The organism is Saccharopolyspora mangrovi (assembly GCF_035320975.1).
Classification (GTDB): domain Bacteria; phylum Actinomycetota; class Actinomycetes; order Mycobacteriales; family Pseudonocardiaceae; genus Saccharopolyspora; species Saccharopolyspora mangrovi.
Genome location: NZ_JAWLNX010000044.1, coordinates 1 through 25,430, shown reverse-complemented (window position 1 = coordinate 25,430; position 25,430 = coordinate 1). Strand labels below are relative to the sequence as shown.

28 protein-coding genes and 1 tRNA gene are annotated in these 25,430 nt (G+C 69.5%); 12 read left to right on the top strand and 17 right to left on the bottom strand.

What is annotated here, in order from left to right; genetic code table 11:
- A partial coding sequence (locus R4I43_RS33775; protein WP_324269799.1) for a transposase family protein occupies positions 1-584 on the top strand: 584 nt, incomplete at its 5' end.
- Between the two features lie 55 nt (positions 585-639).
- Here the strand turns inward: R4I43_RS33775 and R4I43_RS33770 are convergent.
- Both R4I43_RS33770 and R4I43_RS33765 read right to left on the bottom strand, forming a co-directional pair.
- Complete coding sequence (locus R4I43_RS33770; RefSeq protein ID WP_324269798.1) at positions 640-1,476, bottom strand: DUF4253 domain-containing protein; 837 nt, start codon at positions 1,474-1,476, stop codon at positions 640-642.
- 83 nt (positions 1,477-1,559) lie between these two features.
- Positions 1,560-2,585 (bottom strand): medium chain dehydrogenase/reductase family protein, encoded by a 1,026-nt coding sequence (locus tag R4I43_RS33765; protein WP_324269797.1) that lies wholly within the window; start codon positions 2,583-2,585, stop codon positions 1,560-1,562.
- A gap of 88 nt (positions 2,586-2,673) precedes the next feature.
- Between R4I43_RS33765 and R4I43_RS33760 the strand changes: the two genes are divergently transcribed.
- Complete coding sequence (locus R4I43_RS33760) at positions 2,674-3,348, top strand: TetR/AcrR family transcriptional regulator (RefSeq protein WP_324269796.1); 675 nt, start codon at positions 2,674-2,676, stop codon at positions 3,346-3,348.
- Between the two features lie 31 nt (positions 3,349-3,379).
- Here R4I43_RS33760 and R4I43_RS33755 read toward each other — a convergent pair whose 3' ends face one another.
- The 3 genes from R4I43_RS33755 to R4I43_RS33745 form a co-directional block, all read right to left on the bottom strand.
- A complete protein-coding gene (locus tag R4I43_RS33755) occupies positions 3,380-3,580 on the bottom strand; it encodes a DUF1918 domain-containing protein (RefSeq protein WP_324269795.1) in 201 nt (66 codons plus the stop codon).
- A gap of 57 nt (positions 3,581-3,637) precedes the next feature.
- Positions 3,638-4,066: a hypothetical protein gene (locus tag R4I43_RS33750; protein WP_324269794.1), complete on the bottom strand. Its 429-nt coding sequence runs from the start codon at positions 4,064-4,066 to the stop codon at positions 3,638-3,640.
- 126 nt (positions 4,067-4,192) lie between these two features.
- Positions 4,193-5,026 carry a metal-dependent hydrolase gene (locus R4I43_RS33745; protein WP_324269793.1) on the bottom strand — a complete coding sequence of 278 codons (834 nt, stop codon included), beginning with the start codon at positions 5,024-5,026 and terminating at the stop codon, positions 4,193-4,195.
- A 236-nt stretch (positions 5,027-5,262) separates the two neighbouring features.
- Between R4I43_RS33745 and R4I43_RS33740 the strand changes: the two genes are divergently transcribed.
- From R4I43_RS33740 to R4I43_RS33720, 5 genes are all read left to right on the top strand, one after another.
- Entirely contained in the window at positions 5,263-6,483 is a 1,221-nt protein-coding gene (locus R4I43_RS33740; RefSeq protein ID WP_324269792.1) for an NADP-dependent isocitrate dehydrogenase, read from the top strand.
- 316 nt (positions 6,484-6,799) lie between these two features.
- Positions 6,800-7,108 (top strand): SH3 domain-containing protein, encoded by a 309-nt coding sequence (locus R4I43_RS33735; protein ID WP_324269791.1) that lies wholly within the window; start codon positions 6,800-6,802, stop codon positions 7,106-7,108.
- A gap of 75 nt (positions 7,109-7,183) precedes the next feature.
- Positions 7,184-7,258, top strand: a tRNA-Val gene (locus R4I43_RS33730).
- Positions 7,259-7,450: 192 nt separating this feature from the next.
- On the top strand, positions 7,451-8,806 hold the full coding sequence (gdhA, locus tag R4I43_RS33725) for an NADP-specific glutamate dehydrogenase (RefSeq protein WP_324269790.1): 1,356 nt from the start codon (positions 7,451-7,453) through the stop codon (positions 8,804-8,806).
- Positions 8,807-8,938: 132 nt separating this feature from the next.
- A complete protein-coding gene (locus tag R4I43_RS33720; RefSeq protein WP_324269789.1) occupies positions 8,939-9,865 on the top strand; it encodes a YihY/virulence factor BrkB family protein in 927 nt (308 codons plus the stop codon).
- A gap of 46 nt (positions 9,866-9,911) precedes the next feature.
- Here the strand turns inward: R4I43_RS33720 and R4I43_RS33715 are convergent, their stop codons facing one another.
- Together R4I43_RS33715 and R4I43_RS33710 are read right to left on the bottom strand one after the other, a co-directional pair.
- A complete protein-coding gene (locus R4I43_RS33715; protein ID WP_324269788.1) occupies positions 9,912-10,325 on the bottom strand; it encodes a DUF3159 domain-containing protein in 414 nt (137 codons plus the stop codon).
- 56 nt (positions 10,326-10,381) lie between these two features.
- Positions 10,382-10,894 carry an alpha/beta hydrolase family protein gene (locus R4I43_RS33710; protein WP_324269787.1) on the bottom strand — a complete coding sequence of 171 codons (513 nt, stop codon included), beginning with the start codon at positions 10,892-10,894 and terminating at the stop codon, positions 10,382-10,384.
- On the opposite strand from R4I43_RS33710, the gene R4I43_RS33705 reads away from it, so the two are divergent.
- On the top strand, positions 10,884-11,795 hold the full coding sequence (locus R4I43_RS33705) for an N-acetylmuramoyl-L-alanine amidase (protein ID WP_324269786.1): 912 nt from the start codon (positions 10,884-10,886) through the stop codon (positions 11,793-11,795). The two genes, R4I43_RS33710 and R4I43_RS33705, sit on opposite strands and share 11 nt — an antisense overlap.
- A gap of 12 nt (positions 11,796-11,807) precedes the next feature.
- Here the strand turns inward: R4I43_RS33705 and R4I43_RS33700 are convergent, their stop codons facing one another.
- From R4I43_RS33700 to R4I43_RS33680, 5 genes are all read right to left on the bottom strand, one after another.
- Entirely contained in the window at positions 11,808-13,529 is a 1,722-nt protein-coding gene (locus R4I43_RS33700; RefSeq protein ID WP_324269785.1) for an ABC transporter permease subunit, read from the bottom strand.
- Positions 13,526-15,007, bottom strand: coding sequence for an ABC transporter substrate-binding protein (locus tag R4I43_RS33695; protein WP_324269784.1), 1,482 nt, complete (start codon positions 15,005-15,007; stop codon positions 13,526-13,528). Before R4I43_RS33695 ends, R4I43_RS33700 begins: the two co-directional genes overlap by 4 nt.
- A gap of 37 nt (positions 15,008-15,044) precedes the next feature.
- The gene (locus R4I43_RS33690; protein ID WP_324269783.1) at positions 15,045-16,316 is read right to left on the bottom strand and encodes an MFS transporter; all 1,272 of its coding nucleotides are present in this window, start codon (positions 16,314-16,316) and stop codon (positions 15,045-15,047) included.
- A complete protein-coding gene (locus R4I43_RS33685) occupies positions 16,313-16,858 on the bottom strand; it encodes a GNAT family N-acetyltransferase (RefSeq protein WP_324269782.1) in 546 nt (181 codons plus the stop codon). Before R4I43_RS33685 ends, R4I43_RS33690 begins: the two co-directional genes overlap by 4 nt.
- A gap of 403 nt (positions 16,859-17,261) precedes the next feature.
- Positions 17,262-18,095, bottom strand: coding sequence for a hypothetical protein (locus tag R4I43_RS33680; protein WP_324269781.1), 834 nt, complete (start codon positions 18,093-18,095; stop codon positions 17,262-17,264).
- Positions 18,096-18,300: 205 nt separating this feature from the next.
- On the opposite strand from R4I43_RS33680, the gene R4I43_RS33675 reads away from it, so the two are divergent.
- Entirely contained in the window at positions 18,301-18,837 is a 537-nt protein-coding gene (locus tag R4I43_RS33675; protein ID WP_324269780.1) for an RICIN domain-containing protein, read from the top strand.
- A gap of 255 nt (positions 18,838-19,092) precedes the next feature.
- On the opposite strand, the gene R4I43_RS33670 is transcribed toward R4I43_RS33675, so the two are convergent.
- From R4I43_RS33670 to R4I43_RS33660, 3 genes are all read right to left on the bottom strand, one after another.
- On the bottom strand, positions 19,093-19,449 hold the full coding sequence (locus tag R4I43_RS33670) for a hypothetical protein (protein WP_324269779.1): 357 nt from the start codon (positions 19,447-19,449) through the stop codon (positions 19,093-19,095).
- A gap of 48 nt (positions 19,450-19,497) precedes the next feature.
- Entirely contained in the window at positions 19,498-19,734 is a 237-nt protein-coding gene (locus R4I43_RS33665; protein ID WP_093413953.1) for a DUF397 domain-containing protein, read from the bottom strand.
- Between the two features lie 234 nt (positions 19,735-19,968).
- Positions 19,969-20,835 (bottom strand): helix-turn-helix domain-containing protein, encoded by an 867-nt coding sequence (locus R4I43_RS33660; RefSeq protein WP_324269778.1) that lies wholly within the window; start codon positions 20,833-20,835, stop codon positions 19,969-19,971.
- A gap of 271 nt (positions 20,836-21,106) precedes the next feature.
- Between R4I43_RS33660 and R4I43_RS33655 the strand changes: the two genes are divergently transcribed.
- The 3 genes from R4I43_RS33655 to R4I43_RS33645 all read left to right on the top strand — a co-directional run bounded on the left by R4I43_RS33655 (position 21,107) and on the right by R4I43_RS33645 (position 23,148).
- Complete coding sequence (locus tag R4I43_RS33655) at positions 21,107-21,901, top strand: exodeoxyribonuclease III (protein ID WP_324269800.1); 795 nt, start codon at positions 21,107-21,109, stop codon at positions 21,899-21,901.
- A gap of 256 nt (positions 21,902-22,157) precedes the next feature.
- Positions 22,158-22,679: a hypothetical protein gene (locus tag R4I43_RS33650; protein ID WP_324269777.1), complete on the top strand. Its 522-nt coding sequence runs from the start codon at positions 22,158-22,160 to the stop codon at positions 22,677-22,679.
- On the top strand, positions 22,618-23,148 hold the full coding sequence (locus tag R4I43_RS33645) for a TIGR03086 family metal-binding protein (protein ID WP_324269776.1): 531 nt from the start codon (positions 22,618-22,620) through the stop codon (positions 23,146-23,148). The genes R4I43_RS33650 and R4I43_RS33645 overlap by 62 nt, the downstream gene beginning before the upstream one ends.
- A 52-nt stretch (positions 23,149-23,200) precedes the next feature.
- Here R4I43_RS33645 and R4I43_RS33640 read toward each other — a convergent pair whose 3' ends face one another.
- Together R4I43_RS33640 and R4I43_RS33635 are read right to left on the bottom strand one after the other, a co-directional pair.
- Positions 23,201-23,776: a dihydrofolate reductase family protein gene (locus R4I43_RS33640; protein ID WP_324269775.1), complete on the bottom strand. Its 576-nt coding sequence runs from the start codon at positions 23,774-23,776 to the stop codon at positions 23,201-23,203.
- A 71-nt stretch (positions 23,777-23,847) separates the two neighbouring features.
- Positions 23,848-25,062 (bottom strand): NAD(P)/FAD-dependent oxidoreductase, encoded by a 1,215-nt coding sequence (locus tag R4I43_RS33635; RefSeq protein WP_324269774.1) that lies wholly within the window; start codon positions 25,060-25,062, stop codon positions 23,848-23,850.
- Between the last annotated feature and the right edge of the window lie 368 nt (positions 25,063-25,430).

Here is a 25,430-nt window from a genome sequence, read left to right as displayed (position 1 = left end):
AGCACCCTGACCTGCACGAAGCTCTCCGGCAGGCCAAAGACGACGGCTGGGCCTCGGTGATCTGCGACGGCAAGATCTTCTCCTGCGACCGGGTCAACGAGAAGACCATCAGCGCCAAAAACACCGTGATTGACCGGTGGTACTCCGGGAAAACCCGCGAACAGGGCGGCAACATTCAAGCTCTCGCCCTTCCAGACGGGTTCCCGATCTGGGTCAGCGACGTCGAACCAGGCTCGGTCCACGACATCACCGCCGCCGACACACACCTCCTCGGCACCCTGCATTGGGCCGCCTCCCAGCTCGACCTGCCCACCCTGGCCGACGCCGGCTACCAGGGCGCCGGCGCCGGAATCCACACCCCGGTCAAACGCTCCAAGAAACACCCCGGCAGCCCACTCACCACCGACAACCACACCTACAACCAGCTCCTGCGCAGCCTGCGCGCTCCCGGCGAACGCGCCTTCGCCCTCCTGACCGGACGCTGGCAAGCCCTACGCCACTTCACCACCAGCCCCCGCAAAATCGGCCGCATCGTCCAAGCAGCACTCGTACTCACCCACCACGAACACGGCCGCCTGACCTAACCCCTACTGAGAACACCTCAATGGAAAACAGGTCCCTGACTTCCATTGAAATCGGTCAGTCCCACCAGAAGGACCAGGTGCGGCGGCCGCGGATCTCGGCGGCGTAGGCCGAGATCGAGCCGGTTTCCTGCAGGATTCGGTCGGGGCAGAAGGTCCAGTGCTCGGCGGCGACGGCGGCCGCGTGCTCGGCCGTCTGCGGTGGGGCGGCGACGCTCATGTCCAGCCGGTCCGGGCCGAGCCGCAGGATGCGGGCGCCGAAGCGCTCCTCCCAGCTGCGCACCATCGCCGACAGCCCGGCGGTGCGCGAAACGTGGTTGGCCGCACCGGACCAGCCGAGCACGGTCAGCACGTCGGCCCCGCGCTTGACCGGCACCAGCGCCAGCCGGGTGTCCTCGTCGACGAGCTTGGGGAGCTGCTGGTTGGCCAGCACGTCCGGATCGGCCAGCAGGTTCCCGGCCTTGGCCGGGCCCGGGCAGGTGTAGTCGAAGGGCGCCAGGACGTCGAGGTCGTAGGCCGGGCCCAGCTCGTCGTCGGCCTGCACCAGCCCGTCCCAGATCCGCGCCATCACGTCGTAGACGCGCCAGCGGTCGATGTGCTCCAGGGGTTCCGGCGAGACCACGCCGACCGTGCAGCGCTCGCCGAAGGTCTCGTCGCTGTCGCACAGCAGCAGCGGCCACAGCCCGCTGCGCCGGTGCTCGGCGCGCAGCGCGGCGGCCAGCTGCGGGCCGGGGGTGTCGAGGCTGATCCAGCACAGCGGGGTCGGGTACACGGCCATCGACATCTGCTCGGTGAGGATCTCGCCAGGTGGCAGCTCCGTCGAAAGTCCTGAACCGATGCCGAAAACAGCAGAAAGATCGGCCGGTGCCCCCGCGTCCCGGTCGTCTTGCAACACTTCACCGCCTCCTAGCGATTCCCCGATGGAACCACCTTAAGGACGCGGTGCCCTCTGCGGGAGCCCGGGATGGTGCAAACCAGCTAACATTTCGGCCCCGCTGCCTGCCCGGAGCCGGGAATCAGCACGATGCGCCCGGTCTTCTTCCCGGAGAGGTGCAGGTCCAGCGCCCGTTCGGCCTCTTCCAGCGGCATTCGCGCGGCGATGAGCGGGCGCAACCGTCCACTGGCGACCATGCGCAGCAGTGCGCTCAGGTCGGCTCGCGAGCGCTGGTCGGCCCGCACGTAGTACAGCCGCGTGCGGCGTCCCCCGGTCCGGCCCAGGAGCCTGCGGACCTCCCAGTTCGCCAGCTGCCGAGCGATGCCCAGGTAGGGGCGCCACCACGGGCCGGATTCGTGGAGCGTCGTGGAGCTGCCGTAGCTGACCAGCGTTCCGCCGGGCGCGAGCAGTCGCCAGGACGTCGGCAGGCTCGACGGCCCCAGCGGGTCGAAGACCGCGTCGACCCCGCCGGGCGCGAGTTCGGTCACCTCGGCGGCCACGTCCTGCGCGCGGTGGTCGATCAGCTCCGCCCCGATGTCGGCCAGATCGGCGTGCCGGTGCCCGGACGCCGTTCCGATCACCCGGATGCCGTCGGCCACCGCCAGTTGCGCCAGCAGCGCGCCGACTCCGCCGCCGATGCCGTGCACCAGGATCGAGTGTCCTGTTCGGACGTTCGCGGCCCGCAGCAGTTGCCGCGCGGTGACGCCGTTGAGCACCAGCGAGACCGCTTCGGCCGCGTCGACGGAGTCCGGGACCTCGACGAGGTCGCGGTCGTGGAGGGCCACGTGCTCCGCCCAGGCGCCGGTGCGCGGCATCGCCGCCACCCGCTGCCCGGTCTTCCAGGTGCTGCCCGGCCCCGCGGCCACGATCTCGCCGACCAGGTCGTAGCCGGGCACGAACGGGAACGCCGGTTGTGCCGGGTAGCGCCCGCGCCGCATCTGCACCTCCGCGAACGCGACCCCCGCTGCCTCGGTCCGGACGACGACGCCGCGCGGTGGTGCTTCGGGTGGCTGGGCTCGCCGGACGGTGACTTCGCCGAGCCCGGTGAGCACGACCTCGGATCCTGACATGGCGATTCCCGTGATAACCAGTAGCAGACGTCAGAGGTTATAACGCAAATATGAGGCTGTTACCCTGGATCGTCAAGGGAGGCGGAACATGTCAGCAGCGCCGCGCAGTCCTCGCGAGCGGTTCCGGGAGCAGACGCGCAACGAGGCGAAGCGGGTCGCGATGGAGCAACTCGCCGTGTCGGGGCCGTCGGGGATCTCGGTGAACGCGATCGCCAAGGAGATGGGCGTCACCGGGCCTGCGCTGTACCGCTACTTCGCCAACCGGGACGCGCTGCTGACCGAGCTCGTCGCCGACGGCTACCGCGATCTCGCGGAGACGCTGGAGCGCATCGCGCACGAGCACCGCCGCAGGTCACCGGAGAACAGGTTCCGCGAGGTCGCGGCGGGTTTCCGGGCGTGGGCGCTGGCCGGCCCGCAGTGCTTCCTGCTGCTGTTCGGCACGCCCGTCCCGGGCTACGCCGCTCCGGAGGAGACCTTCGAGCTCGCCGACCGCGCGTTCCGGCCGATCCTGGACGCGCTCGCCGAACTCGCGCCCGAGGGGGCGCCCAGCGGCGCGCTGGACCGGCAGCTGGTGAGCTGGCGCGAACGGCGCGGCGGGCCGCGGCCGCCGGTGGCCGCGTTGCGCAAGGCCGTCCGGGCCTGGTCACGCCTGCACGGCGTGATCAGCCTCGAAGTGATCGGCCAGTTCGCCGGGATGGGGGTCGGCCCGGAACCGCTGTTCCGGGCCGAGGTGGAGTCGGTCCTCGCCGAGCCCTGGGTGTGAGGAGGCCGGCCGCGCGACGCGACCGGCCGCTCTAGTCCCCTCGGCGTTGCGAGGGTGCTTCGATCACGCAGTCCGATCCCGGGAACACGAGTCCTTCGTGGCCATCGGAGTAGCGGACCTTGTACGGCGGTTCTCCGTCGGGTCCGAGGACCTCCAGGATCTCGCCGTACTTCTCGGCTTCGTCGACGTGCCTGCTGTGCACGTGCAGCTGGTCGCCCACGACTGCTCTCATCGCACATCACCTCCGCCTCACCAGGCTAAGTGACGCCCGACGCACTCCGCATGGTCGTCAGCCGCCCAAGCGGGAGCAGGTCGTGGTGACGGCCTGGTACTTGTCCAGCTGGGCGGAGGTCCACTCGGCGCTGGCCTCGATGTCGACCTTGCCGTCGGCCACCTGCTGGACCGAGTCCTGCACGTCGAGCAGGTTCTGCTTCAGCGTTTCGTCCCCGGTCTCGTTGGCGAGTTTCTGCAACTCGGTGACCTTGGCCTGCGCGTCGGCCTGGGCCTTCTGCGGGTCGGCGAAGTTCGGCACGAAGTTGGCCGCGTTGATCGCCTGCAGGCACGCCTGTGCGGAGTCCAGGGTCTGCTGGGCGCCCTGGATCTGCTGGTTGGCGTCCTGCAATCCCTGCTGGGCCTCCTGGATCTCGCCGCACGCGGCGAGGCCGGCCAGCAGCGGCAGTGACAGAACCGCCACCACGATCCGCATTCGAGCTCGCATCTTCCCTCCGGGGACAAGGAGCAGCGCCTCCGTGGCGCCACAGGTGCACCTTATCGGCCTGACCAGAGGGATTGTGCAGTTTGTCTTGTTTTACGTGCTAATGGTCTAAACCCTGCTCCGAGTGGCTTAGGGGCGCGCCTCGATCCAGGCCATCACGCCCGGTGGCAGGTCCAATCCGGCCAGCCACGGGGCCGCGCCGATGCGGTAGAGCACCACGCAGGTCAGCGCCAGCGACAAGATCGTCAGTCCGGGTCCGACGATGGCCAGCTCCACGGCGCCGCCGGTGCGCATGCGCAGGGCTTTCGGCGGCGCGACCGGGAACCAGGTCTTGCCGCCCAGCGGCACCGGCCACAGCATCGGGCAGCCCTGCTCGGTGATCGCGTCACCGATGAAGTGGGCGATGCAGCCGATCATCACGGCGAGCCCGAAGGCGGCGGCGTCGGTGGGCTGGTCGCCGGCCCACGCCCAGCACGCGACCGTGAGCAGCAGCGACGTGACCGCGATCAGCAGCGCGTCCTGCCGCGAGCTCCAGGTGTGCATCAGCCCGCGCACGGCGAGACCGGCGAAGAAGAACATCAGCACGCCGAGCGCGCCGCCCTCGCTGGTCTGCACGATCGCGGTGGTGATCAGCCCGGCGAGGACGGCGAAGACGACGGTGTGGGTGAAGCCGCGGTGGGTGCCCTCGCGGTCGCTGTCCTTCTTGGTGCGGGTCAGCCGGTACAGGAAGCCGCTGAACCCGCTGATGCCTGCGGAGAAGCCCTTGGAGATGGCGCCGAAGGTGGCTGCGACGGTCGACGACGGGTGATCGATGTCGGGCAGCAGCGCAGCTCCTGCGGAAAGAGTGGCCCCCACCACCCATGTCTTGGGGGATAATTGGCCTATCGCGTGCGTGTCGGCCAGGGCGGTCACCGCTGCCCACGCGGCCAGCCCGCTCATCGCGTGCGTCGGTCCTGTCGCCATGTCTCTCCCGCATCGCCTGCCGCGCCGAACAGCTGCTCGACAAGATCACTCGTCTGTGCGTTCGAGAGTAGAAGAAGATCGTGCTCCGGCTCGGCATTGCCCGGGGAGTGGCTGTTGTGAATCTGGCTTCGGATGTGCCGTGACCCTGGTGGCGGGCGACCGGGGCAAGGCACAATCGAAACTGCTAGCAGTACGTTTGTACCGCTTGCATTCTCGCGAGAGGAGCACCCCGCCACATGAGCAAGATCAAGGTCCAGGGCACGGTCGCCGAACTGGACGGCGACGAGATGACCCGGATCATCTGGTCCTTCATCAAGGACAAGCTGATCCACCCCTACCTGGACATCAACCTCGACTACTACGACCTCGGCATCGAGCACCGGGATGCCACCGACGACCAGGTGACCGTCGACGCCGCGAACGCCATCGCCAAGCACGGCGTAGGTGTGAAGTGCGCCACCATCACGCCCGATGAGGCGCGCGTGGAGGAGTTCGGCCTGAAGAAGATGTGGCGGAGCCCGAACGGGACCGTCCGCAACATCCTCGGTGGCGTCATCTTCCGCGAGCCGATCGTCATCTCCAACATCCCGCGGTACGTGCCGACGTGGACCAAGCCGATCGTCATCGGCCGTCACGCCCACGGCGACCAGTACAAGGCCAGCGACTTCAAGGTCCCGGGCCCGGGCACCGTCACCATCACCTACACCCCCGAGGACGGCTCCGAGCCGATCGAGATGGAGGTGGCCAAGTTCGGTGAAGACGGTGGCGTGGCGATGGCCATGTACAACTACCGCAAGTCGATCGAGGAGTTCGCGCACGCGTCCTTCCGGTACGGCCTGGAGCGCGGTTACCCCGTCTACATGTCGACCAAGAACACGATCCTGAAGGCCTACGACGGCATGTTCAAGGACGTGTTCGAGGAGATCTTCGAGAACGAGTACAAGGCCCAGTTCGACGCCAAGGGCATCACCTACGAGCACCGGCTGATCGACGACATGGTCGCCACCGCCCTGAAGTGGGAGGGCGGCTACGTCTGGGCCTGCAAGAACTACGACGGCGACGTGCAGTCGGACACGGTCGCGCAGGGCTTCGGCTCGCTGGGGCTGATGACCTCGGTGCTGATGACCGCCGACGGCAAGGTGGAGGCCGAGGCCGCGCACGGCACGGTGACCCGCCACTACCGCCAGCACCAGCAGGGCAAGCCCACCTCGACCAACCCGATCGCGTCGATCTACGCCTGGACCCGCGGCCTGCAGGCCCGGGGCAAGATGGACTCGACCCCGGAGGTCATCGGCTTCGCCAACGCGCTGGAGCAGGTCATCGTCGAGACCGTCGAGAGCGGCAAGATGACCAAGGACCTGGCCCTGCTGGTCGGCAACGACCAGCCGTACCAGACCACCGAGGAGTTCCTCGCCGCCCTGGACGAGAACCTGCAGAAGAAGATGGCCGACCGCTGATCTTCGCCTGACGCGAAGCGCCGCTACCACCCCGGTGGAGCGGCGTTTTTGCGTTCCAGGGGTCCTGTCCAGGGCGGGTTCGATCCAAATTGCCCAAGATCAACGTCCGTCAAGCCCCGACAGTTCTGGCGAAACTGCCCACCACCGCGGAGCGCCGGCTCGGAGTCCCGAGATCGCCGACTACTCGCTGCGTTGGGGGCTCGGGTGGGCGTCGCTCGGGGTGTTGAATCGGTGGTGCTGCGGTGTGGCCCGGCTTTCATGTTCGCCGCGGGGACGGTTATAGCTGGGAACGACGTGCCTGACTAGGAGGTTCGCCGTGTTCCTAGTTCCCCGTCCGGTTCTGCTGGCCGGAGCGGGCCTGATCGCGATCGTGTACGCGTTGGGCGCCGACCGGGCCGACAGCGGTGCCGCGAAACCAGCCGACTGCGCCTTCCGGGTCTCCGCGGACGTCCTCAACGTCCGCTCGGATCCCCACCAGGGCGCCGCCCGCGTCGACCGGCTCAACGCGGGCGAGCAGGTCGAGGCGACGGCGAACGTCGTCGCCGGCTTCCGCGAGATCCGCACCGGCCGCTGGACCGCCACCGAGTTCCTCACCCCGCTGCCGGGCAGCGCCTGCGTCCCGTGACCGGGCCAGGGGTGGGTGCGAAAGGGCGAAATCCGTTCGGCTAAACTCTTCACCGCTGGCGGCGACCACCGCCGAGCGCGATTAGCTCAGTGGGAGAGCGCTACCTTGACACGGTAGAGGTCACTGGTTCAATCCCAGTATCGCGCACCAGATCGAGCCCCTGTCAGTTCACTGGCAGGGGTTTTCGTCGTTTCCGGACCCCTTCTCCTGTCCATCCACAGTGGATCCGGCTGCTCTTCGTGCGGTGTGACGTCCGCCGCCATTATTTCATTCACGTCACCGTTCTGTTAAAAGCAGGATGAGCCCTTCTGCGTTTCCGACGGCGAGGAGATTGCACCCGTGATGAGCCGCAACCCGGATGACCTGCAGCTGACAGCCGACGCCTACCGGGCCATCCAGGTCCGCGACGGGCATCAGCTCGAGTTCGGCCAGGCCGTCTACGAGGTCCTGGAGTCGTTGGAACCCGCGCTCGCCCGGCACCCCGAGTACCTGCGGTCAGGTGTGCTCGAGCGGTTGTGCGAGCCCGAGCGGCAGATCATCTTCCGGGTGCCGTGGACCGACGATTCCGGTGCGGTGCGGGTGAACCGGGGCTTCCGCGTCGAGTTCAACTCCGCGCTCGGGCCGTACAAGGGCGGCCTCCGGTTCCACCCGTCGGTGAACATCGGCGTGGTCAAGTTCCTCGGCTTCGAGCAGATCTTCAAGAACGCGCTCACCGGCCTGCCGCTCGGCGGCGGCAAGGGCGGTTCGGACTTCGACCCGAAGGGCAAGTCCGACGCCGAGGTCATGCGCTTCTGCCAGTCGTTTATGACCGAGCTGCACCGCCACCTCGGCGAGTACACCGACGTGCCGGCCGGGGACATCGGCGTCGGACGGCGCGAGATCGGCTACCTGTTCGGTCAGTACAAGCGCATCACCAACCGCTACGAGTCGGGCGTGCTCACCGGCAAGGGGCTCAACTGGGGCGGTTCGCAGGTGCGCACGGAGGCGACCGGGTACGGCACGGTGTACTTCGTCGAGCAGATGCTGCGCGCTGCCGGGGAGCGGATCGACGGTCGGCGAGTCGTGGTGTCCGGGTCGGGCAACGTCGCGATCTACGCGGCCCGCAAGGCCGTCGAGCTCGGCGGCACGGTGGTGGCCATGTCGGATTCCGAGGGCTACGTCGTGGACGAGGCCGGCATCGACGTCGAAGCGGTCCGCGAGCTCAAGGAAGTCCGCGCCGGACGCATCAAGGCCTACGCCGAGGGCCACGACCGCGCCAGGTTCGTCGAAGCCGGTTCGGTCTGGGACGTGCCCTGCGCGATCGCGCTGCCCTGCGCCACCCAGAACGAGCTCGACGACGAAGCCGCCCTCGCGCTGGTGCGCAACGGCGTGGTCGCGGTCGGCGAGGGGGCGAACATGCCGACGACCCCGGGAGCGGTGAAGATCTTCCAGGACGCCGGGACCCTCTTCGGGCCGGGGAAGGCGGCCAACGCCGGTGGTGTGGCCACCTCCGGTCTCGAGATGCAGCAGAACGCGTCCCGGGATTCCTGGCACTTCGACTACACCGATGACCGGCTGTCCGAGATCATGGCCGACATCCACAGCGCCTGCCAGGAGACGGCCGAGGCCTACGGGGCTCCCGGCAACTACGTCCTCGGCGCGAACATCGCCGGTTTCGTCAAGGTGGCCGACACGATGCTCGACCTCGGGGTCATCTGACGCCGGCCCCCGTCGCCGTTCGATCACGAACCGCGTGTCGGCGAGGCCGTTCGGTGCGGCGTCGTCGAAAATCACGGCTCTGGACCGCGGTGCGTGCGGTTCGCGATCGGCAGAGCGCTGGGAGGAGGGGTCGTGCCGCAGACGTTCTTGGCTCGGCTCCGGCACCCGCGCAACCGGCGGCTCCGGGGCCTGGTCCGGCTGACCGTCCGCACCGCTGAGACCAGCGGTCGCTACCGGTTGACGGGCTTGGCCGGGGAGGCGGCGTTCTTCACGCTCACCTCGCTGCCTCCGGTCCTGCTCAGCGTCGTCGCTGCGCTCGGTTACGTGGCCGGTTGGCTGGGCCGCGAGGACACCGTGCCCGCGGTGGAGGAAGCCCTGGTGCAGGGGGCCGGGACCGTGCTCTCGCCGCAGGCCATCGATCAACTGCTGCGGCCCGTGCTGTTCGAAGTGCTCGGTTCGGGGCGCGTCGGGCTCATCTCGATCGGTTTCCTGCTCGCGCTGTGGTCGGGTTCGACCGCGCTGAACGTCTACATCGACACGATCTCGGTGGTCTACGGGCTGGGCGGGCAGCGCGGTGTGGTGCGGCAGCGCTTGATGTCGGTGCTGGTGTACGTGGTGGGACTGCTGGTGGCGCTGATCCTGCTGCCGCTGCTGGCGGTCGGCCCGTCGGTGATCGCCGGCTGGGTCCCGCAGGCCGCGGCACTGGTGTACGGGCTGTACTGGCCGTTGATCGTGCTCGGCTCGATCGCCTCGCTGGGCACGCTGTACATGGTCTCGGTGCCGATCCGCGCGCCTTGGCACGAGCACGTGCCGGGCGCGGCGGTGGCCCTGGTGGTGTGGCTGGCGGGCAGCTTCGGGCTGCGCGTCTACCTGGACGTGAGCCTGGAGAACTCGCCGGTCTACGGCGCGCTGGCCGCGCCGATGGGCGTGCTGCTGTGGATGTACGTGACGGCCTTCGCGGTGCTGCTCGGCGGCGCGGTCAACGCCGAGCTCGACACCGTCCAGCCGACCCGCAAGATCGCCATCGCCCGCCGAGCCGCCCGCGAATCCACGACCTGACCGGATTCCGGTCTCAGCGCGGCATTTCGAAGTAAGACGTCGTGTCTTACGTCGACGAGTCCTGGTCAGCCTGGTGGGTGAGGTGTTTGGTGGTGTGGCGGAAGGACCACAGGACGACCAGCGCCGCCAGAGCGGTGAGGGGCGTGCCCATGACGATCTTGGCGACGGCCAGCCAGCCCGTGGAGTCGGCCAGGTAGAGCCATTCCTTGACCACGAAGCGGGCGGCGAACACCGCGAGCACCGCCAGCGAGGCGAGGTAGTGGGCGCGCAGCACCGAGCGGTTCTGGCGCCACGGGTTGCCGCCGCCGTGCAGGGCGTTCCAGATGACCCCGGTCAGCGGGCGCCCGGCGAGCAGCGAGACGAGCACGACGACCGCTCCGGCGAGGCTCGCCCAGATCCCGATGAGGAAGAAGTCCTTCGCCGAGCGGTCGACCCGGGTGATCGGGGAGCGGGCCAGCATGTCGGCCTCCTGCTCCGGGTCGGTCGGGTCGCCGACGTAGCGGTACCAGTTGTTGATCAGTCCGGGTTTGACGAAATCGGGCTGGTGCGCAGGAAGTTCGCCAGGTCGGAGATGCCGACGCAGTCGACGACGGCGGCGAAGCGGTCGGGGGTGAAGGTCGCGCCGACCAGCGCGGCGTAGCCGCCGTAGGAGCCGCCGAAGATCGCGACCCGGTCCGGATCGGCGTAATCCCGCTGCACGGCCCAGTCCACGCCGTCGATGAGGTCGTCGTGCATGGCTCCGGCGAACTCGCCGATCGCGGCCTGCGTGTGGGCCTTGCCGAACCCGGTCGAACCGCGGAAGTTGACCTGCAGCACGGCGTACCCGCGGTTGGCCAGCAGCTGCACCAGCGGGTTGAAACCCCACGCGTCGCGCGCCCACGGCCCGCCGTGGACCAGCAGCACCAGCGGTAGCCGCGACGGTTCGACGCCGACCGGCAGCGTCAGGTACGACGGCAGCTCCAGAGCGTCGCGGGCGGTGATCGTCACCGCCGTCATCGGGGCCAGCGCCTCGGGATCCATGCGCTCCATCGGCATCGAGCACGAGGGCTGGGCCGACGAGGGCGGCACCTGGTACACCGAGGCGATGTACCGCTCGTCGGCGAAGCTCGTGCGGTACTTGGCCGACGAGTACGACATCCCGCTGGACCGCGAGCACATCGTGGGCCACGACGAGGTCAGCGCGGACAAGCCGACCAGCGCGGGGACCGAGCACTACGACCCGGGCCCGTACTGGGACTGGGCGCACTACATGGAGCTCGTCGGCGCCCCGCTCGACGACGAGCGGGGCGAGGGCGAGGCCGTGACGATCTCCCCGCGCTTCGCCACCAACCAGCCGCCGGTCAGCGAATGCCCGGACGGCGCGTGCCAGGACCTGCCCGCGCAACCGGCGAACTTCCTGCACCTGCGCACCGAACCGCGCGACGACGCCCCGCTGCTGAGCAACCCCGCGGTGCACCCCGACGGTGCGCCCGGCACCACCCGCATCGAGGACTGGTCGGCCAAGGCCGCCACCGGCAGGCGGTACGCCGTCGCCGAGCGCCGGGACGACTGGCTGGCCATCTGGTTCGACGGGAAGAGGGCCTGGCTGCGCGATCCGGGCGGCGAGAGCACCGCACCCGCCGAGGACGCCGACCTCGTAGAACCGCGACGCGACGGCATCCCGACCTACGGCATGGCGGGCCCTTCGCCGCGCGAGTACCCGGAGGGGATCGACGCCCGCGAGATCGAGCCGCTGCCGTACGTGATCCCGGCCGGTCAGGTCTACGTCGCGGGTGATGACGTGCGCGCGACCGACTACCACGTCGGCTACGACGGCATCGAGGACCCGAACAACCACACCGTCGTCGAGGGCGCCGAGCAGTACGTCCGGATCTCTTACAACCACCGCTGGGTCTACGTGAAGCGATCGGACATCACGCCGCTCGCGTGATCACCGCCGCGCTCACCGGGACCCAGCGGTCTCGCCGCAGGGGCCGGGAGCGAGGGCCGCGGTGAGGCCGAGGAGGGCGAGACCTGCGGTGGGGAAGAGCAGCGTCCAGGGGGCTGTTTCGGCGTAGTCGACGGACTGGGCGAGGATCGCGCCCCACTCCGGTGAGTCGTGCGGCGCGGCCAGCCCGAGGTAGCCGAGACCGGCCAGGGCCAGGGCGTTGTGCGGCAGGCGGATCAGGGCGTGGCGCAGGACCGGCGGCAGCACCGAGGGCAGCAGGTGGTGACGTGCGATGTGGACGCGGCCCGCTCCGGTGGCCTGGGCGGCGCGGACGAAACCCGAGGCGCGGACCTCCGCGGTGAGCGTCCGGGTGTGCACCGCCAAGGGGATCCAGGCCACCGCGCTGACCGCGACGACGGCGCTGATCATCCCGGGGCCTGCGACGGCGGCGACCACGATCCCGGCCAGCACCGGAGGCACCGCGTTGAGCACGTCGGCCACCCCGGCGCGGGTGCGGGTCATGCCCACCAGGAGTCCGATGACCAGCGAGATCGCGCCGATGACCAGGGATCCGCCGATGCTGAGCAGCGCGCCGTGGCCGAACCGGGCGAGCAGGTCGCGGCCCAGCGAGTCGGTGCCGAAGGGGTGCGCGGCGGTCGGCGCCTGCAGCCTATCCGTCAGCGAGATCGCGCTCGGGTCGCGCAGCAACCCGGCCAGCACGGCCACCGCCAGCACCCCGGCCGCCGCCAGCGCCCAGCGCGGGCTCCCACCGGAGTCCGATGTGGACGGAGGCATCCCGGCGCCGCGCAGCGCGGGACCCAGCATCCACCGGTGGGCGAGCACGCCCAGGCCGCCCAACCCCAGCCCCAGCAGCGCCAGCGCGATCACGCAGCCCTGCACGAGCGGGAGGTCCTGCGCGAGCACCGCGTGCAGCGCGGTCGCACCCAGACCGGGGATCGCGAAGACCGTCTCGACCACGATGCCCGAACCCAGCAGGCCCACGAACAGCAGCACCAGCTGCGGCAACGTCACCGCCACCGCCCGGCGCACCAGCGCGCGCAGCACCACGCGGCGGGGAACGCCAATGGCCCGCCACACCCGGACCCACGGTTCGGCCAGCGCCCCGTCGATCGCGCTCGCCAGCACCCGGCCCAGTGCCCCGGCCGCCGGAAGCGCCAGCGCCAGCACGGGCAGCGGCATGTTCGCCGGACCCGACCAGCCCGACGTCGGGGCCAGGCGCCACTGCACCGCCAGCACCACCAGAAGCACCGTGGCCAGCAGGAATTCGGGAATCGCCGCGAGCACGGCGCCGGTCGCCAGCGCACCCCGGCCGACACCACCCGAACCCCGCGCACCCCGCCACAGGCTCGGCCCGAGCACCAGCAAGGCGCACACCAGCGCCACCAGCGACGCGACCAGCGCCAGCGTGACCGAGATGCCGACGGCCATGCAGATCGTCTCCGAGACCGGCACGCCGCTCACCCACGACCGCCCGAAGTCCCCGCGCAGCGCACCCGCCAGCCAGCTCAGCACGCCGGTGATCGGGTCGTCGGGGATCCCCGCGTCCTGGCGGATCGCGGCGAGCACCGCCGGCTCGAGCTCCTGCTCGGCCGAGCGGGCGCGCAGAACGGTCTGCGCCGGATCGTCGCCGCTGAGCCACGGCAGCGCGCCGACCACGAACGCCGGCACGAGCACCGCACCGGCGACGGCCAGCGGGAAGCGCAGGTGCTGCCTCATGCGCCGCGCGTGGTCTCGGCGGTGATCAGCCTGCGGTCGAAACCGTCCTGAGCCACACCGCGCACGCCGGGCGCGAGGCCGATGCGGGTGCGCTCGTGCGCGATCGGCACGATCGCGTCGGCCCCGAGCACCTGCCCGGCGATGCGCACCGCGGCGCGTTCCCGCTCCTCGACGGGCGCGGGTCGCGCGGCCTCGACGGCGGCGTCGATGGCCGGGTCGCACAGCCGCGAGAGGTTGTAGCCGCCGTCGCAGGTCCAGTCGCTGCTCAGGTAGCTGATCGGGTCGCCGGTGTCGACCGAGTAGTTGCGCGCCGCGATCACCACGTCGTAGGCGCCGGAGAGCAGGTCGGACTCCATCGTGGAGTACTCCTGCACGACCACGTCGCCGACCTCGAAGCCGGCACGGCGCAGGTCCTCGGCCACCACCGAGGCGATCTCGGGGAGTTCCGGGCGCTCGTCGTAGGTGGCGATGCGGATCCGCCCGTGCGGTTTCGCCGGAGCCGCCGTCGGCTGCGGAGCTTCGGCGGCCCACGGGCTCGCCGGCCCGAACAGGCCCCGCGCGGGGTCTGCCTGACCTGCGTAGACGCCGTCGGCGATGCGGGCCGGATCGATGGCCTGCCGGGCGGCGGCACGCATCGCCGGGTCGGCGAACACCGCGGAGCGGGTGTTGAGGTGCGCGCCGACGAGCCGGGGCAGCGGCACGTCGAGCACCTCGTTGCCGGTGATGGTGGGCAGCTGCGAGACCGGCACGGTGTCGACCACGTCGACCTCGCCCGCGCGCAGCGCGTTGGCCCGGCTCGCGCCGTCGGCGATGAACCGAGCGTCCACACCGGACGTCTTCGGCGCTCCACTCCAGTAACCGGGGTTGGCGTTGAGCGTGGCACCGGCCGCGCCCTGCGTGGAATCGAGCACGTAGGGGCCGGTTCCCGCGCGGACGGGGTTCGGCGCGGCCGGGTTCGCGTAGGCCGAGGGGGCGAGGATCGCCAGCTGGGGCGCGGTGAGTCGCTGCGGCAGGATCGGATCCGGTTGCGCGGTGGTGATGTCCAGCGTCCGCTCGCCGGTCGCCTTCGCGGTGAGCTGCACACCCTTGATCGCGCGCGGCGGGGTGGTCGCCGCGGTGACGTGGTTGAGCGAGGCGGCGGCGTGCTCGGCGGTCAGCGGGGTGCCGTCGTGGAAGGTGACGCCCGCGCGCAGGTTCAGCCGGAGCGTGCGCGGATCGGACTGCTGCCAGCTCTCCGCGAGCGCGGGCTGCGGCTTGCCGTCGTGGTCGAGGACGGTGAGCGTTTCGGTGGCGCCGAGCTTGGTGAGCAGCAGCGCGTCGTCGCTGTAGGTCGAGAAGTTCGCGACCGGCTGGAACGACATGGCCACGCCGAGCCGGTCGTCCGCGCCACCGCCGGGGGCGGCGGCGAAGCAGCCGGAGAGCACGAGCGCACCGGCCAACAGCGCGGCGACGCGGGCGAGTCCCTGGGGCGAGGACATGCGGGTACGAACCTCCTCGGGTGTGGAAGCACCCAGATTAATGAGAACGACTTTCATTCCTGTACCGCTTCGCGAGTACCAGCAGCGTGAGACCACCCACAGCCGGCAGCAGCGCCAGCACCGCCCACGGCACCGGAGCCGACGGCCCCGGACGTGCCGCCAGGTCCAGCAGGCCGCCCGCCACACCGCTGCCGACCAGCACGGCGAGCCCGCCCGCCGAGGCCAGGAACCCGTAGTACGAACCGAGATTGCGCCCACCCGCCAGCCTCGGCACCAGGTCCTGGGCCACCGGCACTGCCAGCATCTGCCCGCAGGTCAGCAGCACCACGAACAACCCGGCCGGGACCAGCGAGAACCCGCCGGGCAACGTCCACGGCGACAGCACCGCCACGGTGGCGAAAGCGAGGCTGAGCAGCCCGAACCCGAGCGGCAGCGCCCGATGCGCGCCCAGCCGGGTGCGCGCCCACGCCGCCAGCGGCAGCTGCCCGAACACGACCACGACCGAAGCCAGCGCGAACATCCAGCCCAGCGCCCAGTCCGCCCCGGACCGGCCCAGCTCCACCGGGAGCGCCAGGTAGAGCTGGTTGTAGCTGAGCAGGTAGGCGCTGTACCCGGCGGCGAAGACCAGGAACGTGCGGTTGCGCGCGATGTCGGCCCACCCGGCCAGCAACGGCCGGCGCTCGGCGCGGGAGCTCTTCGGCAACCACCGCGCGTGCGCGATGAGGATGACCACGAACACCGCGGCCGCCACCGAGCAGGTCAGTCCGAAGTCGACGCTGAGCAGCGCCGCCCCGAGCAGCGGCCCGGTCACCGCGCCGACCTCCCCGCACACCGCGAACAGCCCGAACAGCTCGGTGCGCGTGATGACCCCGCATTCCTCCAGCTCCGCGCCCTGCACGGCCAGCGCCGATTCGACCGCGGGGGAGAACAGCGCGGCGGCGAAGCCGATCAGCACCGTCCCGGCCAGCACCGTCGCGAAGTCTCCGGCCACCGCCAGCACCAGGAAACCGGCGATGCGCACCGAACATCCCGCCAGCACGGTGGGCCGGACGCCGAAGCGGTCGGCCAGCGCGCCGCCGAGCGCGAACATGCCCTGCTGGCTGAACGTCCGCACGCCGAGCACGATCCCGACGGCCCAGCCGGCCATCGCCAGGTCGTCGGACAGGTGCGTGGCCAGGAACGGGACCACCAGGTAGAAGCCGATGTTGAAGGCCAGCTGGGTCAGCAGCAGCAACCGGGCGAGTCCGGGCAGCACGGCGAACCGCGCCAGCAGCGACCAGCGGCCGCGCCGGGTGTCGGCGGCGGTCACGCGCGCGTCTGCGGCAGCGCGATCTCGAAGTGGACGATCGCTTCGCCTTCGGGTCGCGCGTCGTGGACCTCCTTGGCGAGGCTTCGCCAGAAGGGATCGGCGCCGTCGATCTCCGGGTTGGTGTGCAGGTAGGCGGTGTCGTAGCCGGACTCGGCGGCGAACTCGCAGCACAGGTCGACCAGCGCGCGGGCCAGCCCGTGCCTGCGGTGGGCAGGGCGGACGTAGGTGCGCACCAGCTGCGCGGTGGCTCCGCGCGCGTAGTGCTCGGCCAGCCACAGCGGGTTCGGCGGGCACTTCGGGCCGCCCGAGCGCACTCCGGCCGTGGCCACGACCTCGCCATCGTGCTCGGCGACGAACAACGACTGGCCGGGAGTGCGCAGGTAGGTGCGTTCCAGGTCGATCACGTCGACGTGCCACGCGGGGACGTAGCCGGAGCCCATCTCCCGGTAGAACGTGTCGAGCATCAGCGTCCGAGCGCCCTCGACGTCGTCCGGACGAGCCCGCCGCAACGCGTAGTCACCGATCCGCCGCACCTCGTCCACACATCCCCCTCAACCGGAACCAACACCTCCGAGGTTAATCACTCCCCACTTGCTGTAGCAACAACCTGGCAACAGCCAACGGTTCCCGGACCGACGGCCGCAGCGAACGTCACACCGACCAAAGCCGCGATCAGACCCCGAAAACCCCCGCAGCCCGGAGACGAACCCGGATTACCGCCGTAATCAGGCCCCGGAAAACGGCAGTACTCCGGGGCGAACCCGGACTACCGCCGTAATCGGGCTCCTGAACACCGCCGTAATCCGGGATGGACCCGGATTACCGCCGTAATCGGGCTCTTGATTACGGCCGTAGTCGGGGTGGACCCGGATTACCGCCGTAATCCGGGTCCGGAATACCGCCGTAATCCGGGTCCGGAAAGCGGCCGTGATCGGTGTCCTGGGGTCAGGACCGGCGCTGGGCGGCTTGGTCGAGGAGTTCGCCGACGGTGCGGCGGCCGACCGCGGTCTCGCCGTTGAAGCGGCGCAGCAGCTCGATCCGGGCCTCGGTGGCCTGACCCTGCGCGACCTGCAACAAAAGCAGGTCCTTGTCAGCGGCCGGGAGCTCGGTCACCCAGGCGCCGAGCGCCTTCGCGTCGAGCTCCTCCTGCAGCGGCGTGCTGTTCTCGGCGGCCACCGCCAGCAGGTCGTCGTCGAGGCGCAGGAACTCCGCCAGCTTCGCCTGGGCGGCGGTGAGCTGTCCCAGGCCCGGTGGCACGACGGGTTCGGGTTCGTCCTCGGCGCTGGTGTCGAAGGCGAACTCGTCGCGCTCCCAAGCTCCGTAGCCGGCCAGCCACGCCAGGTACAGCGGTCGCAGATCACCGGCGATGATCTCCTCGCGGAGGACGGCCAGCTGCTCCAGCAGGTCCTCGTGCCCGGCCGGGGGATCGGCGGGCTCTTCCTCCTCGCTGAGGAAGTCCAGCACCACGTGCTCCTCGGAGCTCCAGACCTCGACCCTTTCGGCGACCTCGAACTCCTCGGCCAGCTCGTCGTTGAGCGCGGTGTTCGGGACGCGGATCATCAGCCGCCGCGTGCTCCAGTTCGTCACGTGCAGGTGGGCGTCGTAGTAGGACTCGATCAGCACGTCCGGATCGCCGCGGAACTCGCCCTGCTCGTAGACGGCGACGAACGAGGTGTCATCGACCTCCGCCAGCTCGGACAGCGCCTGGACCTCGGCCTGCTCGTCGTCGCTCAACGGCCGGTCGACCGCGAGGAACTCGTAGTACTGGTACTCGCTCACGAAAAACCCCGCAGCTCCTAGGAAACACCGAGCCGCCAGGCTACTCACCGCAGGAACCGGGTGGGTGAACGCGTCGAACCGTCCGGGCTTCGCCCGTTGTGATTACTGGCCGCGAACATCGCCGCAGGCGCTGGTAGGCATCGATTCGGGCGAACCGGACCGGTTCGCCTTCCCCGAAACACCTTCATCCTGGAGGAGATCAATCATGAGACACGCTCGCTGGACGCTGGGTGCGCTCGGGGCGCTGGCGGTTCTGTCCGTCGCCCCCGCGCTGCCCGCCTCCGCCGACTCAGTGCTCATCACCAAGATCACCAACGTGGCCGACGGGTCCCGCTGGTCGGTCACCGGGCCGGACGCGGCGATCACCACCCTGCAGCCCCACTCGACGCCGCAACCGCGCTCGGTCGACCAGTGGGTCGTGACCAAGCAGGCCGACGGCTCGATGGCCATCAAGAGCTGGGACAACCGCCAGTGCGCGACCGCTGAGGGGCGCGCGGGAGGTGAACTGCGCACCGCGGCCTGCGACCCGGCCGACGCCGCTCAGGACTGGACGCTCAACCGCCGCAACGACGGGACCGTCGTGATCAGTCCGAAGTCAACGCCGAGCCTGGTGGTGTCGATCCAGCAGCCCCCGTCCAAGAACGGCACCTTGCAGCTCACCGAACGAGAACAGGTCACCAGCAATTCCACGAGACCCGATCACAACGCGATGGACAGCCAGGCCTTCAAGCTCGACATCTGACCGGCCGGGAAGACGGCTGCCCCACCGGATTTCGCGGCGGAGCAGCCGTCTTCTTCGCAACCAGAAGCCAAAGATCGGGTTCCCGCGCGCTGGGGTACTCGTACGCGGGAACCCGACCTTTCGGGGGCGTCCGTTCCGGTGCACGACTTGGGGGGACGGCTGCGCACCGGGCATCGGACGGGGTTCGCGACGGCAGAATCAGGCCCGGGGTGGGACGCGCGCCCACCACGAATCAGACTCGGCCGTGAACCCGGATCAAGCCGTGATGGCGAGCCACTTGGATCGGCCGGCGTGGGTCGGGACCCAGCATCCGGTCGCCTCCGCGCCCGTCTCCGCCAGCGGTTCCGGCAGGTGCAGCAGCTCGTTGATCACGTCGAGCGCGGGACCGTTGGTCCGCCACAGCACCCGGCTCGGGAACAGGACGTCCGGTTCGTCGGCCGGGATGCGCGCCGCGTCGGCGTCGTTCTCGCCGAACAGCTGCAGGATGTCGAAAACACCGTGATGCACGCGGATTCCGACCACGGCGACCAGGCTCCCGCTGGCATCGCGGGGATGCGTGAACTGGAAGTCGCGGGCGACCAGGGCTTGCAGGCCGTTGGTTATGTCGTTCATGGCGCCACCGTTGTTCGTCGTAGGGGCTCAGACCATGTGGCGGCCGGTTCAGACGATCAGATCGTCGAACTCGCCGTCCTTTGCTCCGTTGAGGAACGCTGCGATCTCGTCCCTGCTGTAGACCAGTGCCGGGCCCTCGGGGTAGCGCGAGTTTCTGACGGCAACCCCACCGTCGACCAACGGTGCCAGCTCCACGCAGTTGCCCACCGCTCCGCTGTGGCGGCTCTTGCGCCAGTCAGCGTTGGGAAGCTGCTTCGCGGGCATACCGTTCTGGATGTTCGTCATCCGAACTCCACCCTTCCCCGACTCTCGTCTTGCACCGACCATCTGCACGTGCAGTTGATCGTGCACAGAAGGTATCAGTTGCACATGCACGGTTAAATGCACGTGCAGAGCACTGAGATCGCGATCACACGAACGGCGGTGCGCACAACGACGGCACTCGGTGCCGGTTGCATGGCGGACAGCCGCTCCTGGTCGGCCGAACGGCCTACGAACTGGGAAATTCCCAGATTCGGTTCAGAGTTCCTGGAGGCGGTCCTGCAGCATCTTGCGGGTCCCCTCGGGGGTCAGCGCGTCCACCGCGAGGCGGTGGCTGACCTTGCTGTAGATCTCGATCTCCTCGGGTTTGTCCAGGTAGAGCGCACCGCAGAGGTGCTCGAGGTAGACGATGTCCGGGATCTCCGGCTCGGCGAACCGCAGGATCGTGTAGGCGCCTTCGGCGGCGGAGCGGCCGAGCGCGAACGGCAGGACCTGCAAGGTGATCGTCGGCAGCTTCGTGGAGTCCAGCAGCGACTCGATCTGCTCGCGCATCACGCTCTTGCCGCCGATCGGGCGGTGCAGCACCGACTCGTCGATCACGGCCCACACGCGCGGCGACTTCGGCCGGGCGAACATCCGCTGCCGCTGCATGCGCAGCCGCACCCGGCGGTCGACCTCCTCGTCCTCGGCCTCCGGCCGGCCCTGGGAGGCGACGGCCCGCGCGTAGCGCTCGGTCTGCAGCAGACCCGGGACGAACTGCAGCTCGTAGGTCTGGATCCGGGAAGCGGACTCCTCCAGTCCGACGAAGTCCTGGAACCACGGGGCGATCAGGTCGTTGTAGCGGTTCCACCAGCCCGGTTCGTTGGACCGGCGAACCAGGTCCAAAAAGGACTCCCGCTCGGACTCGTCGCTGATCCCGTACAGGCTCAGCAGGTCGGCGACGTCGCGCTCCTTGAAGCCGACGCGGCCGAGCTCAAGCCGGCTGATCTTGGATCCGGAGCCGCGGATGGCGTAACCGGCGTCCTCGCGGGAGATCTGCTTGGCCTCGCGCAATCTGCGCAGCTGGCTGCCCAACACGAGACGGCGAGCCGTTGGGCCGCTTCCCGTGGCGCTGTCCGGGGCCACGCGAGACCTCCTGCAGGGTTTTTTCGGACGCTCTACGACCCACTGTCGAGTCGAAGTGGTCGAACGTTACGGGAGGCGATAGTAGTGGAATACCGCCGAAGGTCTAGTAGCTTCCCCGGCCCAGCACCGACTCCGCAGGTCAACGCTGTGAAATCGGGGGATTACGGGGTGTCGAAATCTGTCTGAATCCGCCAATCCGCATCCTTCAGCGGCCGGAATCACTCTTGTGGGGCGGTCCATCTGCGGAAAGGCGGTCGATAGGCTCGTGGACGTGCTGACTTTGTCAACGGTGAATGTAAATGGTTTGCGCGCGGCCGCTAAGAAAGGTTTCGTCGAGTGGCTCTCGGCAACCGGCGCGGACGTGATCTGCATGCAGGAGACGCGCGCCGAACCCGATCAGCTCACCGCCGAGGTGCGCGAGCCGGCGGGCTGGCACACGGCGCTGGCCCCGAGCTCGGCGAAAGGCCGTGCGGGCGTGGCGATCTACAGCCGCACCGAACCGGAAGCCGTCCGCATCGGTTTCGGCTCGGCCGAGTTCGACGACAGCGGGCGCTACCTGGAATTCGACCTTCCGGGTGTGACGGTCGCGAGCCTGTACCTGCCCAGCGGTGAGGTCGGCACCCCGCGCCAGGACGAGAAGGAGCGCTTCATGAAGGAGTTCGGCGAGCACCTCGCCGGTCTCCGCGAGCGCGCCGCCACCTCCGGACGCGAGGTCGTGGTCTGCGGCGACTGGAACATCGCCCACCGCGAGGTCGACCTGAAGAACTGGAAGGCCAACCAGAAGTCGGCCGGTTTCCTCCCCGAGGAGCGGGCCTGGCTCACCGAGGTCTTCGAGTCCGGCTACACCGACGTCGTCCGCTCACTGCACCCCGAAGGCCCAGGCCCGTACTCGTGGTGGTCCTACCGAGGCAAGGCCTTCGACAACGACTCCGGCTGGAGGATCGACTACCAGGTCGCCAGCGCCGGTCTCGCCGAGCGGGCGACCAAGGCGGTCGTCGAGCGCGCTCCGAGCTACGACCAGCGCTGGAGCGACCACGCCCCGGTCACCGTCAGCTACGACCTCTGAGGACGCGCGGTTGGTGGGCCTGCGCTGGGCTCATCAGCCGAGCGTCACTCCTGAACCAGGGCCGGGTCGATCTTCGCCGGACGCCATATCGCGTCGGCGGGTGCACCCATGTTGACCGTCACGGAGCCGCGCATCGCCCGATCGTACTTCGGATCGCAAGGTCATCCGCAGTCGTTCGGCGGCGAATCGGGTCGGTTGACGACCACGACCACGGAGGTCTTGACCTCCAGTTAAGTCGAGGTTCGACACTCGGCGCATGTGGAAACCCGATGAAGGACCGATCCTCTTCCGGAACACCATGCGGATCACCGATGGGCACCTCGACGAGTTCGTCGACGCCGTGCGCAGGGCCGTGGAGTTCGTCGAGGAGCACGGTCCGCAGCTGATGGTGGACGTGTTCATCGACGAGGAGCGGATGCTGGCCCACAGCTACCAGCTCTACCGCGACTCCGATGCGATCCGGGAGCACTGGCGGCTTTCCGACCCCCACATCCGCGGCGTCATGGAGCACTGCGAGGTCGAGCGCTTCGACGTCCACGGCAGCCCGGACGAGGCGGTTCGCGTCTCCGCCCGATGGCCGAGGGTGGGATCCCGTTCACCATCACGGAGCGGGCCGTCGGCTTCGCGCGCTTCGCCTGACGGAGAGCTCGTGGTCGCCGATGAGTTCGGCCGGGCTAGTGCGTCTACCTCGTCGAAGCCCTTCGGAGGAGGTTCCCGTGATCGACCTGACGCCCGCCTGCCGCCAGATGTCCGACTTGCTGTCGGTGGTGACCGATGACCAGCTCGAGCTGCCGACGCCTTGCGCCGAGTTCACCGTTCGCGGCCTCATCGAGCACGTCGACGAGGCCGTGCAGGGCTTCACCACGCTGGCCTCGGCCGCACCCGGCCCCGGAGACGTGCGGTCGCACGTCCTGGAACTGGCCGAAGCGTGGTCCTCGCCGCGGGCGTGGGCAGGCGAAACCGCGGTGGCCGGTGTTCACCTGCGCAACGAGCTGTGGGGCAACATCGCGCTCACCGAGGTCGTCGTCCACGGCTGGGACCTGGCCCGCGCCACCGGGCGGCCGTTCGACCTGCCCGACGGCACCCTGCGGGCCTGCCTGGCGCACGTGCGGGTGTTCGTCCCCAGCGCCCCGCTGCCCGAGCTGTGGGGCGCCCCGGTCTCCGTCGTCGACGACGCGCCGCTGGTGGACCAGATCGTCGCCGTGACCGGCCGCGTCCCAGGCTCGGCCGGCCGACGCGCTGGCTGACCGCCCGGCCTGCGTTCCGGCTCATGCCGTTTCAGGCGGGCGGGAGCTGTGGTCAGGGGCGGCGGTAGTGGAGATGGAGGACGCCGCTGGTGAACGGTTTCGCTTCGACGAGATCGAACTGCTCGGGGGAGAATTCGCCGTCGAACAGCGGAATTCCGGAACCGGCGACCACGGGGTGGAGCTTGACGATGATGTCGTCGATCTCGGGGCGCAAGGTCGCGGCGAGCCTCCCGCCGCCGCACAGCCAGATCCCCGCGCCCGGCTCGCGCTTGAGCTCGCGGACCCGTTCGCACGGGGCACCGCTGACGAATTCCACGGTGGGATCGGGGCTTTCGGTGATGCTGCGGGAGAACACGATGCTGCGCAGGTGCCGGTAGGCGTTGGTGACGCCCTCCCGCATCCCGATGTCCCAGCTGCCGCGCCCCTGCAGAACCGTGTCGAAGTGCTTGTTCGCAGCCCCGTCGATCCCGAACACCGGCCGCACGTGCGTCGGCAGCAGCTCCGGGAACTCCTCGCGCAGGAACTCCCCGTGATCGCCCTCGTGCAGGAAGAAGTCCGGGTTGCCGTTGTCCGGACCGGTGATGCGCCCATCGATAGTCGAAGCGATCATGTAGGTCATCCGTCGCACATCGACCTCCCCAGGCTTTCCCACCACCCTAGGCCAACCCCACCGCCTGGAAGACCGATTTTTCAGCGCCCCTACCGCGCGACGTGCTCGTTGAGGGGGACGCTGGGGTCTCGGAGGGCTTGGCGGTCGACGGTGGTGCCCGAGGTGATGAGCGTCTTGATCTGCTCGGTGACGTCCCAGACGTTGACGTTCATGCCCGCCAGCACCCGGCCTCCGGAAAGCCAGAACGCGATGAACTCGCGGGTCTCGACGTCGCCGCGGAACAGCACCTCGTCGTACTCGCCGGGCTCCACGTGCCCCAGGTACTCCATGCCCAGGTCGTACTGGTCGGTGAAGAAGTAGGGCAGCTCGGAGTAGGTGCTGTCGCGGCCGAGCATCGAGGACGCGGCGATGGCGGGCTGGTTGAGGGCGTTGGCCCAGTGCTCGACGCGGATCTGCTTGCCCAGCAGCGGGTGGAACGCGTTGGCGACGTCGCCCGCCGCGACGATGTTCGGGTCAGCGGTGCGCAGCGTCGCGTCGACCAGGACGCCGTTGGAGACCCGCAGCTTCGCCTCGGACGCCAGCTCGACGTCCGGTTCCACGCCGACCGCGACCAGCACCGCCTGGGCCTCGATCTCCAGACCGTCGGTCAGGCGGACTCCAGTGACCTGACCGGACGGGGCCAGGATCTCGTCGAGGGCCGTGGTGAAGCGGAACGACACGCCCTTCTCGCGGTGCAGGGCGGCGAAGACCTCCGCTGCCTCACGACCCAGCACGCGCAGCAGCGGCAGCTCGGCGGTCTCCACCACCGTCACCCCGACGCCCGCCTGGCGGGCCGCCGAGGCGACCTCCAGCCCGATCCACCCGGCGCCGACCACCACCAGGTGTTCGATGTCGTTCAGGGCCTGCTTGATCCGGTCGGAATCGCCGACCCGGCGCAGGTGCAGGACGCCCTCGGCGTCGTGGCCCGGGATCGGGATCGACCGCGGGTGCGCGCCGGTGGCCAGCATCAGCTTGTCGAAGTCGAGCCGGCTGCCGTCGGCGAGCTCGACCTGGCGCAGCGAGCGGTCGATCTGCCGGGCGGAGGTGCTCAGGCGCAGGTCGACTTGGTTGTCGGCGTACCAGTTCTCCGGGTGCACGTAGGCGGCGTCGAACTCGGCGTTGCCCAGCAGGTAGTCCTTGGACAGCGGCGGCCGTTCGTAGGGGCGGTGCGGTTCGTCGCCCAGGAGGGTGATGCGCCCGTCGAACCCCTGGTCGCGCAGCGCCTCGGCGCCCTTCGCGCCGGCCATGCCGGCGCCGACGATCACGAAACTCTCCGAATCTCCCACTCCCGAAGCGTCCTGCCCCCGCGGGAAGCGGGCAACCGGAACCGGCGGCGACCACCCCGAACCGGATCAGGTGGAAGATCCCACGTCGAGTCGCCCCGTCGAATGGACGTCACGATTTCAATCGAGATCAGACACCCGATTTCCATTGAGGTGATCTCAGTAAGGTGCCTGGCAGGGGTGGCCGTGGGGTGATCGGTAGGGGTGGCAGAGGGCCTGCCTGATGGAGTGGGACGTGGGGGCTCCTGGTAGAAGAACTCCGACCAAAGATGATCTTCACCAGGTAAGGCCCCCACGTGATCACCTATCGTGCCATCCTCGATGTTCCTCGTGATCTCGCCCTGTATCTC